This is a genomic window from Bifidobacterium leontopitheci (assembly GCF_009193355.1).
GTDB classification, from domain to species: Bacteria; Actinomycetota; Actinomycetes; order Actinomycetales; family Bifidobacteriaceae; genus Bifidobacterium; species Bifidobacterium leontopitheci.
This window is the reverse complement of record NZ_WBVT01000002.1, coordinates 72,702-88,230: the sequence shown is the minus strand read 5'-3', so window position 1 is coordinate 88,230 and position 15,529 is coordinate 72,702. Positions and strand designations below refer to the sequence as shown.

The following is a 15,529-nucleotide window of genomic DNA, read 5'->3' as shown; positions in this document are numbered from 1 at the left end:
TCGATTCCCTTATCGTACGGTCCGGTCGCCACGCAGACACGCCAGAGGGATGACGACCAGCGGCACCGCGCACACGCCCATCGCCAAGAACGTCAGGTTCAGGCCATGCATATCCGCCGCGGCCAGGCCCATGCCACCGGCGTGTGCGGAGGCCGCCAGCGCGGTCATCATCCCGACGAACACGGCCTGGCCGATCGCGCCGGCGATGGTGCGCAGCGCGGTGAGCAGCGCGTTCGCATCGGCGAGACGTCCCTCCCCGGCGCATGTGGTGCCCCATGTCACCAGCGGCATCATCAGGCAGCCGATCGCGAGCGAGCGCGCCACGTTGATCGCGGCGGCCACCCAGACGGGCGCCGACAACGGCAGCACCCCCATGCACAGGTTGCTGGCGGTCAGGCAGACGCCGCCGATCAGGAACAGCCGTCGTATGCCGAACCGGTCGTACAGCCGTCCGGCCATCGGGCTGATGACCGCCATGGCGAGCGAACCCGGCAGGCTTACCAGTCCGGCCATCGACGCGGAACCGCCTTTGATGGTCTGCACGTAGAGCGGCAGCATCACCGACGAGCCCATCATCGCGAAGTACAGCAGCATGCTGCCGATCACGCTCAACGCGAAGCCGCGATCACGCAATATGCGCACGTCGAGGAACGGGCGCTCGCGGCGCAGCTGCAGCAGCACGAACCAGACGGACGCCGCGACGCCCAACGCGAGCGGCAGCAGCACTGATACGCTGACGAACGGCGTCGTGCCGATGTTGCCGACGCCGAGCGTCACGCCGCCGAACGCGACGACGCTCACTGCGAACGACAGCACGTCGAAGGACCGCCGCGACGTTTCGAGCACATCGCCGAACACGACGCACGCCGCGGCCAGTGACACGGCCATGACCGCGATCACCAGATAGAACACCGACCGCCAGCCGAACGCGTCGACCATCAGGCCGGACAGCGTCGGCGCGATCACCGGCGTGACACCGACCGCGAGGCCGTACCAGCCCATGATCGTGCCGCGGTTGTCCGGGTAGATGGTCATGAGCACGACCTGCGCCATCGACATGAGCAACCCGTTGCCGCACGCCTGGATCACGCGCCCGACCATGATGACGGCGAACGGCACCGGCGCCACGCAGACCAGCGAGCCGACGATGAACAGCGCCGCGCCCGCCAGATACAACGGTTTGGTCGGGAAGCGGGTGATGAGGAACGCGGTCAGCGGCATGACGATGCCCATGGCGAGCGAGTAGCCGCTGGTGAGCCACTGGCCGGTCTGCATGGTGACGTGGAGGTCGGCGACGATGGGCGGCAGGGCCGTGGTGAGCGCGGTCGCCATGATGGTGGTGGCGATGCACGAGAGCATGATGTTGGCGAAGACGAGCGCGCGGCGGCGGTTGCTGAGTGAGATCTGTTGCGAATTGGACATGATGGCGCTTCGTGTGGTTGGTGGTGTGTGGTGACGACGTCTGTGTGTGCTGCGGGCTAGCGTTCGCGGCTGTCGAGCTCCAGATAATGCCGCTTGATCGCGGCGAGGATCTCGCCGAACTGTTCGCGCTGGCCTTCGCTGAGCGCCGCAAGGAGTTCGCCGGAAGCGCCGTCGCCGGCCGACCGCCGTCGCATCGCCTCCGCCTTGCCTTCCTCGGTGAGCGCGACCATGTAGGTGCGCCCGTCCCCGGGGTGCGGCGTGCGGACGACCCATCCGCGCGTCTCCATCTTGCCGAGCAGCTCGCTCAGCGACGCCGACCGGATGCCCAGGATCGCGGCGAGACGGCGCTGGCTTACCGGGCCGAGGCCGCTCAGGGTGAGCAGGCAGCGCGACTGCCCGCTGCCATGCGCGAGCGCGTCGTTGTTGCGCACCTCCCGCTGGTGGCTGATGCGCGCCACGTCATGGAACAGCTCCACCAGTTCTTGATCGCTCATCGGCATGATTCGCGCGACCTCCGAAACACAAAAATTGCTAGGTACCTTGCAATAATACAAGGTACCTAGCAAAATGCAAGTCGGCCTGACGTCGTCATCCCGCCTGCAGCCGATCACTCCACCGACTTGAGCGCGGCGAGCATGTCCACGTCACGCAGCTGCCGGTAGACGACCACGCCGAGCGCGGCCAGCACCATGGCGACGAGCACGGCGGGCACCACGAACGCCGGCCAGCCGAGCGTCGGGTCGAACATGACCTCATCCGGCGGCACCTCGGTGATGATGTACCGGTGCAGCCCCGCGCCGAACCCGTAGCCGGCGAGGATGCCGAGCGCCGACAGCACGATCGTTTCGCGGTAGATGTACATGGTCGTCTCGTTCGAGTGGAAGCCGAGCACCTTGATGGTCGACAGTTCGCGGATGCGTTCGGACACGTTCAGGTTCGTCAGGTTGTACAGGATCACGATGGCGAGCATCGCCGCCACGAGCACGAGTACCTCCATGATTTGGTTGAGCGAGTCGACGATCGTGGCGACCTGGTTCTTCATCGTGGTGTTCTGCACGACGCCGCGCACGCCGTCGACGGTCATGAACCGCGCGCCCTGCTTCTCGGCGTTGGCGATGGAATTGTCCTTGAGCCGCACCAGGTACGCGTTCGACCGGTAATCCTCGCCGAACACGTGCTCGTAGCCGCCCGACGACATGACCATGAGATGGCCGATGTACATTTCGCTCACCCCGTCCACGCGCACCGAACGTTCGGTTCCGTCCTCGCCGACGACGCGGATGGTGTCACCGGCCTTGGCGCCCAGCATCGAGGCCATGCGCTCCGAAATCACCGCGCCGCGGTCGGTGAGGATCTGCGGCCTGTGACCCACGCGTGAACGCAGGGTCACATAGTCGTCGAAGTTGTACGCGTCGTCGGTGACCAGCAGCGTGATCGACTGCTTGTCGTTCGTCTTGCCGGCGGTTTTGGTCAGCTTCTCGTAGCGGATCGGCATCGCCTTGTCCACGGCCTTGCCGGTCATGGCCTTGGCGACCACCTCGCGCTGCTCGTCGTTGTTGTCGGAACGTTCCGCGACGATCATGTCGTAATGCACCACCTCGTCGAACTGGCGCTCGCTGATTTTGTTGATCGACCCCTGTACGCCGAGTCCGGCGACGAGCAGCGACACGGCGCCCATCACGCCGAAGATCGTCATGAAACCGCGCGTCTTGTAGCGGAACAGGTTCCTGGCGGTGACCTTGCGCGTGAAGCTGAGCCGGTTCCAGATGAAGCCGAGACGTTCCAGGAAGATCTTCGATCCGTTCGCCGGCGGCTTGGGCAGCAGGAGCGCGGCCGGCTTGTCGCGCAGCTCGCGTGCGGCGGCGAGCATGGCCGGCACGACGGCGCTCACCCAGGCGAGCAGGAACGCGGCCACGGTGACGGCAGGGTGGAACTTGAGTTCGATGACCGGCATCGTGAACCCGTCGCTGTACGCATGGTAGACGATGAGCGGAAGGATCGTATGGCCTGCGGCGACGCCGAGGATGGTGCCGACGGTGGAGGCGGCGAACCCGTACACCGTGAACTTCTTGAGGATGTCGGCGTTGCCGTATCCGAGCGCCTTCAGGGTGCCGGAGTTGACGCGCTCCTCGTCTACCATGCGGCCCATCGTGGAGAACGTGACGAGCGCGGCGACGAAGTACAGGAACACGGGGAAGATCATGGCGAGCTTGCCGACGATGTTCGCGATGATCTCGTACACGCGGTAGCCGTTGGAGGTCAGCCCCTCGCGGCGGCCGTCGATCGAATAGGCGGGCACCTCGAGCGTGTCGACCTTCTCGCGGGCGAGTTCGATGTCGTGTTCGGCCGTCTTGATCTTCGCTTCGGCGGCGGGTTTCGCCGCGTTGAACTCCTCCAGTTTCTCGGCGTACTGGTCCTCGGCCTTCTCGATGTCGCGCGAGCCTTGGATGAGCTGCGTGGCGCCTGCCGATGCACTGCCGGCGGATGCGCTCGCCGGCGCCTGGGAGACGGCTGCACCAAGCTCGGACTGCTTGCCGGCGAGCTGGTTGGCGGCATTGGCGAGCGCCGCGGCGTTCTGCCGGTATTCGGCACTGCCCTTGTCCAGTTGCGTGGCCGCGGTGTTCCACTGTTGCAGCGCTGCATGGTAGGCGTTGAGCTGGCTGTCGTATTGTGCCGCGGCCTCGTTGTAGGCGGCGAGCGCCTTGTCGTACTGGGTTTTGACGCTGTTGTACGCGCCGCTCGCGATGCCGCTGTCCGCCCAGTGCTGCAGTGTCGCGCCGATCTTGTCGAGCACGGTCTTGGCGGCTTCGAGCGCCGTGCGGGCCGTGTCGAGCTGCGTTTTGGCTTGGGTGAGCTGCTGCCAGGACGAACCGAGCTGTGCCTGTCCTTGTGTGAGCTGTTGGGCGCCGGCGGCGAGCTGGGTCTGGCCTGCGGTGATCTGCGAGCCGGCGGAGGCGATCTGAGCCATCGCGCCGGAGAGTTCGGACAGTGCGGAGGACGCCTGTTCCACCGTGGTGTTCACCGCGTCGATCTCGCCTTGGGTCTTCTGGTCCTTGGCGGCTTCGATCTGGGTTTTCGCGTCCGCGAGCTGCTGTTCGGCGTCCGTCAGCTGCCGTTTCGCGTCGTCGACCTTGGCCTGCGCCTTGTCGATCTGTTCGCGGCGCTGTGACCTGATTGCGGCTTCGCGCGCCTTGGGCTGGCCGGCGAGGCGCTTGGTGAGGACGTTCTTGTGCGCCTGCACGAGGTCGCGGTATTCGCTGGTCCAATAGTCGACGTGCTGCGTGTCATTGAAGGTCACGCGGCCGATCATCGTCACGTCCGAGTCGAATGTGCCCGGCACGACCACGCCGTAGCCGTCGAGTTCGCCTGTGCCTGCCGTGGACTGGCCCATGTTGAGATTGGAGACGATCTCGCTGGCGTCGACAAATCCGACGACGGTGTACGTGGTCTGCTTGAGGATGGTGTCGCCGGCGATGTCGGGCAGTTCGGTGACCTTGACCGTGCTGTCGATCGCGTACCGGTCGCGTTCGGCCGAGTCGAGCGCGATTTCGGACGTTGTTTCGGGCATCCGGCCTTCGACCACGCGGTAGCCGGAGACGGCGTCCGGCTTGGAGTAGATGCGCAGGCTGTGGTCGCTGCCTGTGATGGTCACGTCCTTGAAGTAGCCGAATTCGGCCTGCCGCACGCCAGCGGTGTCGCGGATGATCCGCTCGTCGTCACGGCTCAGGCCGTAGTCGCTGATGACGGTCACGTCGGCAAGGTTGTTCGCCGCGTAAAAGGAGCTGCCGGTCGCCTGCATGTCGGGGCCGGTGGCGAACAGGCCGACGAGCGCGAACGAGCCGAGCATCATCAGGCTGACAATCGAGAGAAAACGTCCTTTGGATTTCGCGAGGGTGACGCGGATGTCCTTCCACAGCATGCGCTTGCGCGCGTTGCCGCGGCGCCGGTGGCCGGTGGGGCGTTGCGGGGCTGCCATGGGCTGTGTCTCTTCGGAGTCGATGAAGTCTTCGAATGTGCTCATGCCTACCACTCCAGGTCCTTGATGTCCATCGGATGCTCGTTGACGTCGATTGATTTGACGCGCGCGTCGTGCATGTGGATGACGCGGTCGGCGATCGGCGCGATGGCCGAGTTGTGGGTGACGATGACCACAGTCGCGCCCTTCTTGCGGCTCTGGTCCTGCAGGATCTGCAGCACCTGCTTGCCGGTGTTGTAGTCGAGCGCGCCGGTCGGCTCGTCGCACAGCAGGATCTTCGGGTTCTTGGCGACGGCCCTCGCGATGGCGACGCGCTGCTGCTCACCGCCGGATAGCTGCGCGGAGAAGTTGTTGATGCGGTCCTTCAGCCCGACGTCGATGAGCGTCTGCACCGGGTCCTGCGCGTCCTTCACGATTTCGGAGGCGAGTTCGACGTTCTCCTTGGCGGTCAGGTTTGCGACGAGGTTGTAGAACTGGAACACGAACCCGATGTCGTAGCGGCGGTAGTCGGTGAGCTGGTGCGCGGTGTAGTTCGAGATGTCCTTGCCATCGATGAGCACCTGGCCGGCGGAGTTCGTGTCCATGCCGCCGAGGATGTTGAGCACGGTCGACTTGCCGGCGCCGGATGAGCCGAGAATGATCGCGAGCTCGCCTTTTTCGATGCCGAAGCTCACGTCGTTGTTGGCCGTGATGGTGGTGTCTCCCATGTGGTAGCGCTTGAAGCTGTGCACCATTTCGATGTATGCCATGTATTGACCTTTCGTTACAGATTGAACAACATGTTGATTTAACTGCGACGATGGTAAGGACGTGGCAAACATCAAGTCAATCAACGGTTTTCGCCGTTGTGTTCAGATTACACACAATCGAAAGAAATGTTCATTCAGTCGCTATTCAGACAACGTGTTGATAGAATATCGTCAGCGATTCATTCATCGGCGCAACAGGGCCGATGATGCGGAAGGATCATCGAGGAGGTTCATATGGCAGCCACACAGCCGGCTACACAACCGTCGGCCGCACAACAATCGGCCACCAAGCCGCCGGTCAAACGCAACACGAAGACCGAGGCCAAGATCAAGGCGGCGTTCACCACGCTCGTCAACGCGAAGGGCTTCGACGCGATGACCGTGAGCGACATCGCCCGCACGGCCGGCATCAACCGCGGCACGTTCTACATGCACTACATCGACAAGTTCGACCTGCGCCGTCAGCTCATCGACGACACGATCGACGACCTCACCGGCATCCTGCTCGAGAACACCGAACCGGATGCGCAGGTGACGACGCGCACCGGCAGGGCGATCTGCGACGCGTTCCAGACTCGGTCCATCGCAGCCGCGCTGCGGTACGTCAAGGACGATTTCGCGTTTTTCGACGCGGTGTCGCGCTCCGGAAACGACATGCAGCTCTACGACCAGCTCAAAGCCTTGCTCAAAAAGCTCATCGTCGCGCAAGCCAAGCGCTTCGGAGCCCAACCGCAGACCAGTTACAACGGAATCCCGGCCGACTACGCAATGGAGATCCTCGTCTCCGCGGTCTCCTCGATCATCTGGCTATGGATCCGCCGTGGCTGCAAGGAGTCTCCGGACGAGATCTGCATGATCATCGAAATCAACAAGACCACCGCCCCCATCGACGTGCTGTGGTGAGGCTCGCGACGTTCGGTTTTCTATAATGACAGTCATGACCGGCAACGATTCCACGGCAACGCAATCCGTCCTGCACACAACGCCGCCGAGCACGACGCCACCCACACCGACGACGCTCGTTGCGGCCGTCGACAACGACGCCATGGCCCTGATGGCGTTGCGCGGCGTGTTGCCGCGGCTGCTGCCGGAATCGCGCTGGCTGTGGGGCGTGGCGGGCGCGACCGAGGCGATCCGCATGGCGCTGGACCCGCAGACACGGCCGCGCCTGCTGCTGGTGGACATGTCGTTGGACGACGGCACCGGCGTCACCGTCTGCCGTCGTATACGCTGCCGGACGGACCGCGTGCTGTTGCTGGCCGTCACCGCGTTCTCGGTGGACGCGTACGCCGCCCGCGCCGCGCAAGCCGGCGCCCAGGGCATCGTCTCGAAAGCCGACATGCCGGCGATGGCCGCGGCGTTACGGGCAGTCGCCGCAACGGCCAACCCCTCGGACCGTTCCTCAGACGACCGCCAACCCCGGCTCGGCGACAGGGAGGAGGAGACGCTGCGTCTGCTCGCCCAAGGTCTGAGCTATGATCAGATCGCCGCGCAATGGGACGTAACGCCCGCCACGGTCCGCACGCATGCGCATCGTGCGACCGCCAAGCTCGGCGCCCGGTCGCTCGCCCACGCCATCGCCCTGTATTTGAGCCGCTAGAAGGCCGGTTGGATTGCATTTGCATCATCGGGTCTGTGCGGCCGAGGTGTTGACGCGACGGTCAGTTTGACCGGAAACCGTCTCCACGCTGCGATCGGCCAAGACCGGTCGCCCTGCCCGATCGCGCTGTCAGGCCAATGGAATGTCGGCGGCTATCGTCCACGTGCCGTCCTGGGCCGCGGCGTTGAGGGCGCCGCCGAGCGACGCGACGACTTCGCGCTGCATGCGCAGTCCATTGCCGTGCCGAGTACCGAGCACCGCCGCGCTCGCAGCATCGGCGACGGCGTTCACCTCGGCGACGTGCACGTTCGTCGCGGTCACCGTGACGAACAGGCTGTAGGCCGGGTCCGCGTCCGTCGCCGCGTCGTCGTTCCACGCCGCATGGCGCACGATGTTCGCGTAGATCTCCTCCACCAGCCCAAGCACCGCACAGCGCACGGTCTGTGTCGGAGAGGGTTCCGGATCGGCGTCGACCGTTGTGACCCGTGAGACGCCGTGCAGTCCGAGCATGGCCATGGCACGGTCCTGATCCTCCATGTACCGCTCCAGCTGCGATGTGAAATCCGAGGTTGCAGTGGAAACCGATGTCGCAGGCCGAATCGGCTTCGCGGTACCGTCGGAATCGCCGCCAGTGTCCGGGCCGTCATCGGCAGGCCCGTGTTCGAGTGCGGCGAGCGGCAGCCGGCCGTCGAGCACATCGATCACCTCATGCACGCGGTCCAGCGCGTGATGGGAGCGGGCATAGATCAGGTCGAGCGTCTCCCCCAGCCCGGCGCCGTCCGTCGATGACATCGTCCCATTGCCATCCAGTCCTGCCTTCGCACGCCAGGCGAGCATGGCGATCACGGACATGTCGTTGGCCACCGAATCGTGGATCACATGCGCCAGCTGCTGTTCGCGCGTGAGCCGGTCCACCATGTGCTGCGCCCGTGCGGCGCGGTCGCGCGCGTCGGTACCGGAACGGGCAGCCCTGCCGAAGGCGATGGCGAACCCGTTGCAGATCAGCGACAGCAACAATCCGGACAGCCACAGCATCCACGCCGGGACCGGAGCGCCAACGCTCAGCGCCCCGATGCCGCCATGCTCCATGGACCGCCGCGCCGCGTCCGTCATGCCTGCGATCACGCCGCGCAGTCCATTGACCGCGACGCTCGAAGAGCCGATCCACACCGCACACGTCACCTCGGCGACAGCGTACAAGCATCCCAGACCAACACCCGCCGCAATATCGTACAGGTATCCGACAGCGATGAACAACGTGAACGCCGTCGCGGCGGCCGTAAGCACCGTCGCACCGCCGGGAATGAAGTCCGCCGCAAGACAGCCGGCCAACGCGACCGGGACCAGCGTACGCGGCAGGCGCGGCACCACCACGATGGCAGCCAGCAACGCAAGGTCGGCGAACAGGGCCGCCGTCGAATCGGGCACGCGCGTGGCCAGCAGCGACACCACCCATAGCATCACGCCGAACACGCGAAGCCAGCCGACAAAGCCGATGCGTCGCAGCCGGTCAGCACCGCGCAGCCCACGTAGATCGAAACGGCTCATGTCAGACCTGCGAATCGGCCGTCATGCCAGCCATGTCGGCGGCAACATCAGCCGTGACGGCAGCATTATCGCCGATCTCGGCGGTCTCGTCGCCGGGCTTGTCGAACCGCGCTCCCTTGGGATTCGACGGGAACATGTACAGGCCGAACGACAGCACGACGAACAAGGCCATGAGCAGCAGTCCGATGAGCACGCCGATCGTGGCGTCATGCGAGTCGCCGGTCGCCATCGCCGCGGAGAACACTCCGAAATACGCGATCTGCAGCACTATCGGGACGAGCACCCAGCCGCCGTCGAGGTTCTCGTCGTGCAGGCGGCGCACGGACAATGCGAGTACGGGCACGATGGCGAGGTATCCCACGAACGAGACGATGGACGAGAACACGCTGTCGTCGTCATGGAACACCATGTAATCCAGCAGTGCGGCGCACGCGACGCACGCCAAGCCGATCAGCGTCACCCACCAGTATTCGGCGCGCGACGCGCGGCCGCTGAACACGAACGCCTTGCGGATGAACCGTCGTACGGCCTGCAGCGGTCCGATGCCCGGATACGGACGGTCGAGCGCCGGTTCTTCGGTTGCCGCCGTCGCCGGCCGCTGCACGCGGATGTCGTCGTTCATGATGATCTCCTTACTGGTTGAATCCTCGCTGTTGTTCCTCATTGAACGGCATGGGGGTTGCGCTGTCCAGTTTTCGCGCGTGCGGTCAACAGGCGTGTACAAGGTGCGGCCGACGTGACCGGCCGGACGTGCGTACGTATCTTCGATCAGATTCCGGCGATGTCGAAGAACCGCTCGATGACCGCGTCGTTGAGCAGCCGGCCCCTGCGGGTGGGGACGACACGATGGCCGTCCTCGATGGTGATGAGCCCGTCGTCTATCATCGGCGTGAGGGAGGCGATGTCGATCGACCGGAACGCGCCGGTCCGGTCGATGTCCTGATTGATGCGGTCCAGGTCTAGCCCGTCGCGGATGCGCAGCCCGAGCATGATGAGCTCTTCGAGGTTCTCTGCCGGGGTGATCGATTCGCTGCCGGACCACGGGACGCGGTGCTCGTTGATGGCGGTGGCCCACAGGCGCGGGTGCGCGATGTCCCAGCTGCGCAGGGCGTGCGTGGATGGGTGGACCACCCCCAGTCCGGCATTCGCCGGACAGCCCCCGCCAGCGGGGGCGACATCAACTGTCCCGCCCCCGCTGGCGGGGGCTGTCGACGCAGGCGACTGGGGGTGGTCGTCCACGCTGTTGTAGTGCGAGTGCGCGCCCGGACCGAGACCGGCCCAGTCGACGTTGCGCCAGTAGCCGAGGTTGTGCCGGCTCTCAAAGCCCTGCCGTGCCCAGTTGGAGACCTCGTACCAGTCGAGTCCGGCCGCGGCGAACAGCTCGTCGGCGATCTCGTATTTCGTGGCCTCGTCGTCATCGTCCGGCTTGGGTAGGGTTCCGGCGGCGATTCGCCGTCCCATCTTGGTCGTCGGCTCGACGGTCAGCGCATAGGCGGAGATGTGGTTCACGCCAAGGTCGATGGCCGTACGCACGGAGGTTCGCCAGTCATCGAGGCTCTCCCCCGGCGCGCCGTAGATCAGGTCCACGCTGGAACGCAACCCGGCCTTGTCGGCCGCCCGTACGCCGGACGCCACGTTCTCGGGCGTGTGCGTGCGGTCGAGGGTACGCAGCACGTGCGGCACGGCGGACTGCATGCCGAAGGAGATGCGGGTGAAGCCGCCTGCGGCAAGCTCGTTGACGTACCACTCGTTGACCGTATCGGGGTTGGCTTCCGTCGTGATCTCGGCGCCGGGCTGCAAGCCCCACAGGTCGCGTACGGCGCGAAGCATCGCGACCAGATCGCTCGCCGGCAGGATCGTCGGGGTGCCGCCGCCGAAGAACACGGTCGACACCGGCGGCTCGCTGACGCCATGGTCAGCCTGCCATTGCCTGACGAGCTGCATTTCGCGGATCACCATGTTGGCGTAGTTGCCGCGCGAGGCGCCGCCGCCGAGGTCGGTCGCGGTGTACGTGTTGAAATCGCAGTATCCACAGCGCCGCATGCAGAACGGCACGTGGATGTATACCTCGTAGGTCATCCTGCAGCATTCTCCTCAGACATCCAGATAGGTCCCCACCAAGAGAACCAACCTACTCGAAACAACCAAACACAACACGTTGAAGAGCGCGCTCAGTAGCCTCATATGTCTCGGCCCGAACGCTCCCCCAGTCAGCTCCGCTGACAGCCCCCTCACCGAGGGGGCCGAGAAGGGACATATCAGCCTTCGGTCTTCTGGGCGGCGCGGATCTTGTCCTTGGTGTCGCGGTCGTTGCCGGAGTCGCCGGTGGACAGCGCGGCGATGAACGCCTCCTGCGGCACCTCCACGTGGCCGAGCATCTTCATGCGCTTCTTGCCGGCCTTCTGCTTTTCGAGCAGCTTCCTCTTACGCGTGATGTCGCCGCCGTAGCACTTGGCGAGCACGTCCTTGCGCAGAGCCCGGATGTTCTCGCGCGCGATGATGCGCGAGCCGATGGCCGCCTGGATCGGGATCTCGAACTGCTGGCGCGGGATGAGCTCGCGCAGCTTCTTGGTCATCATCACACCGTAGCTGTAGGCCTTGTCGCGGTGCACGATCGCGCTGAACGCGTCCACCTTCTCCCCTTGGATGAGGATATCCACCTTGACCAGGTCGGCCGCCTGCTCGCCGTCCTCGTGATAGTCGAGCGACGCATAGCCCTTGGTGCGGGACTTGAGCTGGTCGAAGAAGTCGAACACGATCTCGGCGAGCGGGATGCGGTAGTGCATCTCCACACGGTCGGTGGAGATGTACTCCATGGTGCCCATGATGCCGCGGTGGTCCTGGCACAGGTCCATGACCGCGCCGATGAACTCCTTCGGCGTGATGATGTCGGCGGCGACCATCGGCTCGACGATCTTCTTGATCTTGCCATCCGGGAACTCGCTCGGGTTGGTGACGTGGTGCACGGTGTTGTCCTCCGAGGTCACGTCGTAGGGCACGTTCGGCGCGGTGGAGATGAGGTCGAGGCCGAACTCGCGGTCGAGTCGCTCGGAGACGATCTCCATGTGCAGCAGGCCGAGGAAGCCGCAGCGGAAGCCGAAGCCGAGTGCGACCGAGGTCTCCGGCTCGTAGATGAGCGCGGCGTCGTTGAGCTTGAGCTTGTCGAGCGCGTCACGCAGCTCGGGGAACTGCGCGTTGTCGATCGGGAACAGGCCGGCGTAGACCATCGGCTGCGGGTCGCGGTAGCCGGGCAGCGGCTCGGTGGCGGGGTGCACGGCGGAGGTCAGCGTGTCGCCGACCTTGGACTGGCTGACGTCCTTCGCGCCGGTGATGATGTAGCCGACCTCGCCGGCGCCGAGCGCCTTGGTGGCCATCATGTCGGGGCTGATCACGCCAATCTCGATGGGGTCGTGCGTCATGCCGATGCCCATCATGTGCACCTTCTCGCGGGCGTGCAGCTCGCCGTCCTCCATGCGGATGTAGGTGACGATGCCGCGGTACGAGTCGTACACGGAGTCGAAGATCAGCGCGCGGGCGGGGGCCTTCGGGTCGCCGTGCGGCGCGGGCACCTCCATGACGATGCGGTCGAGCAGGTCGGCGACGCCTTCGCCGGTCTTGCCGGAGACGCGCAGCACGTCGCTCGGCTCGCAGCCGATGAGGCCGGCGATCTCTTCGGCGTGCTTGTCCGGTTCGGCGCTCGGCAGGTCGATCTTGTTGAGCACGGGGATGATGGTCAGGTCATGGTCGATGGCCATGTACAGGTTCGACAGCGTCTGGGCCTCGATGCCCTGGGTGGCGTCGACGAGCAGCACCGCGCCCTCGCATGCGGCCAGCGCGCGCGACACCTCGTAGGTGAAGTCGACGTGGCCGGGGGTGTCGATCATGCCGAGCGTGTATTCGGTGCCGTCGAACGTCCACGGCACGCGCACCGCCTGCGACTTGATGGTGATGCCGCGTTCCTGCTCGATGTCCATGCGGTCGAGGAACCGGTCGCGCATCTCACGCTCCGGCACGATGCCGGACAGCTGGAGGATGCGGTCGGCGACCGTGGACTTGCCGTGGTCGATGTGCGCGATGATGCAGAAGTTGCGAATCAGCGACTGGTCGGTGTACCCCGGCTTGTTCTTCGGTTCAATCACCTGTACCGCTCCTTGCCTTTCGTGGATGTCGTCTCTCGTCGTATGCGCCGCGCTGCCATGCTTTGGCTGCAAGTCCTCTAGTCTACCGGCTCCCGTCGGCAAATTCATGGCGACACACGGGCCGCACGCTCGTTTTTATCCCATGCCCGTGTTATCATGACTCTTTGTATGTCCTTATAGCAAACGTCGTTTGGAGAAAACGTGGCAAACATTAAGTCGCAGAAGAAGCGCGTGCTCACCAATGAGAAGGCGCACAAGCGTAACGTGGCTGTCAAGTCCAGCCTGAAGACGGCTATCCGCGCTACCCGCGAGGCCATCGCCGCCGGCGATAAGGCCGCCGCCGAGGCCGCCTACCAGGTCGCCGCCCGCAAGCTCGACAAGGCCGCCAGCGCCGGCGTGATTCACAAGAACCAGGCCGCGAACCGCAAGTCCGGTATGGCTGTCGCCATCAACGCGCTGTGACCCGTCTCCCCTTTCGGGGATAGGATCTCGAAGAGGCTCCCACATCACCGATGCGGGAGCCTCTTCGCATATGCCCTGCATCAGCAGGTCAATCGTCGTCCCGTCCCTCGCCCGTCTCGTTGTCGAAGTCGTCGGCCTGAAAATCGTCGGCCTGCGGGTGGACGATCGGACGACGCAGGTACTTGGACTGGCTCGGCAGGTACGTGTTGTGCCGTTTCACGGCACCCGGCAGCATGATGTTGAATTTGACCGACAGCAGTCGCATGACGACGACCACCACGACGATCGAGCTGTCGAGCACGACCTCCGCCGTGAAGTTCAGCCAGCCGTATTGCACGCCTCGGCAGACGAACACCGTGAGCACGCAGCCGACGGCGGACGGGATCGCATACCAGTGCCGGTCGCGGATGACCATCGGCACGTCGTTGAGCAGCATGTCGCGGATCAGGCCGCCGCCGAGCGCGGTGAACATGCCCATGAACACGGCGGTCATGCCGGATGTGCCCATGATGATCGCCTTCGAGGTGCCGTTGACGGCGAACAGGCCCACGGAAAGCGCGTCGATGGTAAGCATCGACCATTTGAGCTTGTCGACCTCCGGGTGGATGAAGGCGATGGCGAAGCCGGAGCCCAGCGCGGTCATGACGAAGCCTTTGTCGGCGATGCCCACAGGCGGCAACGCTCCAAGCATCACGTCACGGATGATGCCGCCTGCCAGTGCGGTCAGCCATGCGGTGATCATCATCGTGAACAGGTCGTAGTTCTTCCTCACCGCGCACAGGCCGCCCATCAGGCCGCTGCAGAATATCGCGAAGTACTCAATCCCCATGAAGAAGCTGTTGCTCTCCAACGCGACCGTCATAAACCGTCTCCCCCAGTGTGGCACCCGCCACGCACACAGGTGCGGCGCACGTCACGCACCGCACCGAGCGATTCACCATCCGACAACCGTACACCCATCCGGTCGTGTCATCGGACGACCGTTAATCGAGCAGTTTGATGCTGTCGGCGAACCGATCATGGTCGGCGTCATCGTTCAAGGTCAGCAAGGTGATCACATCCTCCTTCTTGCTGACGAGAGACGTCGCCTCGGCGTCAAGCTCCTGATCCGGCACCTTGAGCTCGAAATCGACGGCGAGGTTGCCGCCGGCCTTGTCGAGCTCCGCATCATCCGACGTGCCGCTGAACGCATCGGCCATGGTGACGGGGAAATTCTGCAGGAACTGCTTCTGGTCGTCCGAAGAGGCCTGATTGTAGCCGGCGACCGGATTGCTCTTCATCTGCGAGGAGTGCAGCACGTAGACGACGTACACCGGCTTGTCGATCGGATAGATGACACGGGTGACCTTGATCTTCTCGCCGCTGTTCATGGTCCAGTAGTTGGTGGTGCTGTCGACGTACGGATTGCCGGGGAAGCTGATGGAGAACCCCAGATCCTTGTTGGAGAACCGCTGCCAACCGTCGCTCTTCTTGCCAGCATCCTTGCCGTCGTTCTGTGACGTGTCGTTCTGTGATTTGCTGTCGCCGGACTGCCGCCCGAGCGACACGTTGAACGACCACCCGCATGCCGATGTCCCCATGATCATCGCCGCGGTCAATGCCGTGGCGAGCAGACGCCGTATCTTCCCCATCG

At 64.6% G+C, this 15,529-nt stretch carries 13 protein-coding genes; 3 read left to right on the top strand and 10 right to left on the bottom strand.

Features of this window, described 5'->3' with window-relative positions; translation table 11 throughout:
- Nucleotides 1–9: 9 nt before the first annotated feature.
- The 4 genes from F7D09_RS01175 to F7D09_RS01160 all read right to left on the bottom strand — a co-directional run bounded on the left by F7D09_RS01175 (nt 10) and on the right by F7D09_RS01160 (nt 6,147).
- A complete protein-coding gene (locus F7D09_RS01175) occupies nt 10–1,422 on the bottom strand; it encodes a DHA2 family efflux MFS transporter permease subunit (RefSeq protein ID WP_226835812.1) in 1,413 nt (470 codons plus the stop codon).
- Between the two features lie 56 nt (nt 1,423–1,478).
- Nucleotides 1,479–1,916, bottom strand: coding sequence for a MarR family winged helix-turn-helix transcriptional regulator (locus F7D09_RS01170; RefSeq protein WP_152233616.1), 438 nt, complete (start codon nt 1,914–1,916; stop codon nt 1,479–1,481).
- A 113-nt stretch (nt 1,917–2,029) separates the two neighbouring features.
- The gene (locus tag F7D09_RS01165) at nt 2,030–5,443 is read right to left on the bottom strand and encodes an FtsX-like permease family protein (protein WP_226835810.1); all 3,414 of its coding nucleotides are present in this window, start codon (nt 5,441–5,443) and stop codon (nt 2,030–2,032) included.
- A gap of 2 nt (nt 5,444–5,445) precedes the next feature.
- On the bottom strand, nt 5,446–6,147 hold the full coding sequence (locus F7D09_RS01160; RefSeq protein ID WP_152233615.1) for an ABC transporter ATP-binding protein: 702 nt from the start codon (nt 6,145–6,147) through the stop codon (nt 5,446–5,448).
- Between the two features lie 234 nt (nt 6,148–6,381).
- Here F7D09_RS01160 and F7D09_RS01155 point away from each other — a divergent pair, with 234 nt between their 5' ends.
- Both F7D09_RS01155 and F7D09_RS01150 read left to right on the top strand, forming a co-directional pair.
- Complete coding sequence (locus tag F7D09_RS01155) at nt 6,382–7,050, top strand: TetR/AcrR family transcriptional regulator (RefSeq protein ID WP_152233614.1); 669 nt, start codon at nt 6,382–6,384, stop codon at nt 7,048–7,050.
- A gap of 34 nt (nt 7,051–7,084) precedes the next feature.
- Nucleotides 7,085–7,747 carry a response regulator transcription factor gene (locus tag F7D09_RS01150; protein ID WP_193312259.1) on the top strand — a complete coding sequence of 221 codons (663 nt, stop codon included), beginning with the start codon at nt 7,085–7,087 and terminating at the stop codon, nt 7,745–7,747.
- Nucleotides 7,748–7,876: 129 nt separating this feature from the next.
- On the opposite strand, the gene F7D09_RS01145 is transcribed toward F7D09_RS01150, so the two are convergent.
- From F7D09_RS01145 to lepA, 4 genes are all read right to left on the bottom strand, one after another.
- Complete coding sequence (locus F7D09_RS01145; protein ID WP_152233612.1) at nt 7,877–9,295, bottom strand: sensor histidine kinase; 1,419 nt, start codon at nt 9,293–9,295, stop codon at nt 7,877–7,879.
- 1 nt (nt 9,296) lies between these two features.
- Entirely contained in the window at nt 9,297–9,917 is a 621-nt protein-coding gene (locus F7D09_RS01140; protein WP_193312258.1) for a DUF805 domain-containing protein, read from the bottom strand.
- A 146-nt stretch (nt 9,918–10,063) separates the two neighbouring features.
- Entirely contained in the window at nt 10,064–11,374 is a 1,311-nt protein-coding gene (gene hemW, locus F7D09_RS01135) for a radical SAM family heme chaperone HemW (RefSeq protein ID WP_152233610.1), read from the bottom strand.
- A gap of 179 nt (nt 11,375–11,553) precedes the next feature.
- On the bottom strand, nt 11,554–13,434 hold the full coding sequence (lepA, locus tag F7D09_RS01130; protein WP_152233609.1) for a translation elongation factor 4: 1,881 nt from the start codon (nt 13,432–13,434) through the stop codon (nt 11,554–11,556).
- Nucleotides 13,435–13,635: 201 nt separating this feature from the next.
- On the opposite strand from lepA, the gene rpsT reads away from it, so the two are divergent.
- Entirely contained in the window at nt 13,636–13,896 is a 261-nt protein-coding gene (gene rpsT, locus F7D09_RS01125; protein WP_152233608.1) for a 30S ribosomal protein S20, read from the top strand.
- Between the two features lie 88 nt (nt 13,897–13,984).
- Here rpsT and F7D09_RS01120 read toward each other — a convergent pair whose 3' ends face one another.
- Both F7D09_RS01120 and F7D09_RS01115 read right to left on the bottom strand, forming a co-directional pair.
- A complete protein-coding gene (locus F7D09_RS01120; protein WP_193312257.1) occupies nt 13,985–14,758 on the bottom strand; it encodes a trimeric intracellular cation channel family protein in 774 nt (257 codons plus the stop codon).
- Nucleotides 14,759–14,879: 121 nt separating this feature from the next.
- Nucleotides 14,880–15,527: a hypothetical protein gene (locus F7D09_RS01115; protein WP_152233607.1), complete on the bottom strand. Its 648-nt coding sequence runs from the start codon at nt 15,525–15,527 to the stop codon at nt 14,880–14,882.
- Nucleotides 15,528–15,529 lie beyond the last annotated feature (2 nt).

Coding starts and splice junctions, on each gene's coding strand:
- F7D09_RS01175 (WP_226835812.1), bottom strand. CDS start 1,422: ATGTCCAATTCGCAACAGATCTCACTCAGCAACCGCCGCCGCGCGCTC.
- F7D09_RS01170 (WP_152233616.1), bottom strand. CDS start 1,916: ATGAGCGATCAAGAACTGGTGGAGCTGTTCCATGACGTGGCGCGCATC.
- F7D09_RS01165 (WP_226835810.1), bottom strand. CDS start 5,443: ATGAGCACATTCGAAGACTTCATCGACTCCGAAGAGACACAGCCCATG.
- F7D09_RS01160 (WP_152233615.1), bottom strand. CDS start 6,147: ATGGCATACATCGAAATGGTGCACAGCTTCAAGCGCTACCACATGGGA.
- F7D09_RS01155 (WP_152233614.1), top strand. CDS start 6,382: ATGGCAGCCACACAGCCGGCTACACAACCGTCGGCCGCACAACAATCG.
- F7D09_RS01150 (WP_193312259.1), top strand. CDS start 7,085: ATGACCGGCAACGATTCCACGGCAACGCAATCCGTCCTGCACACAACG.
- F7D09_RS01145 (WP_152233612.1), bottom strand. CDS start 9,295: ATGAGCCGTTTCGATCTACGTGGGCTGCGCGGTGCTGACCGGCTGCGA.
- F7D09_RS01140 (WP_193312258.1), bottom strand. CDS start 9,917: ATGAACGACGACATCCGCGTGCAGCGGCCGGCGACGGCGGCAACCGAA.
- hemW (WP_152233610.1), bottom strand. CDS start 11,374: ATGACCTACGAGGTATACATCCACGTGCCGTTCTGCATGCGGCGCTGT.
- F7D09_RS01120 (WP_193312257.1), bottom strand. CDS start 14,758: ATGACGGTCGCGTTGGAGAGCAACAGCTTCTTCATGGGGATTGAGTAC.
- F7D09_RS01115 (WP_152233607.1), bottom strand. CDS start 15,527: ATGGGGAAGATACGGCGTCTGCTCGCCACGGCATTGACCGCGGCGATG.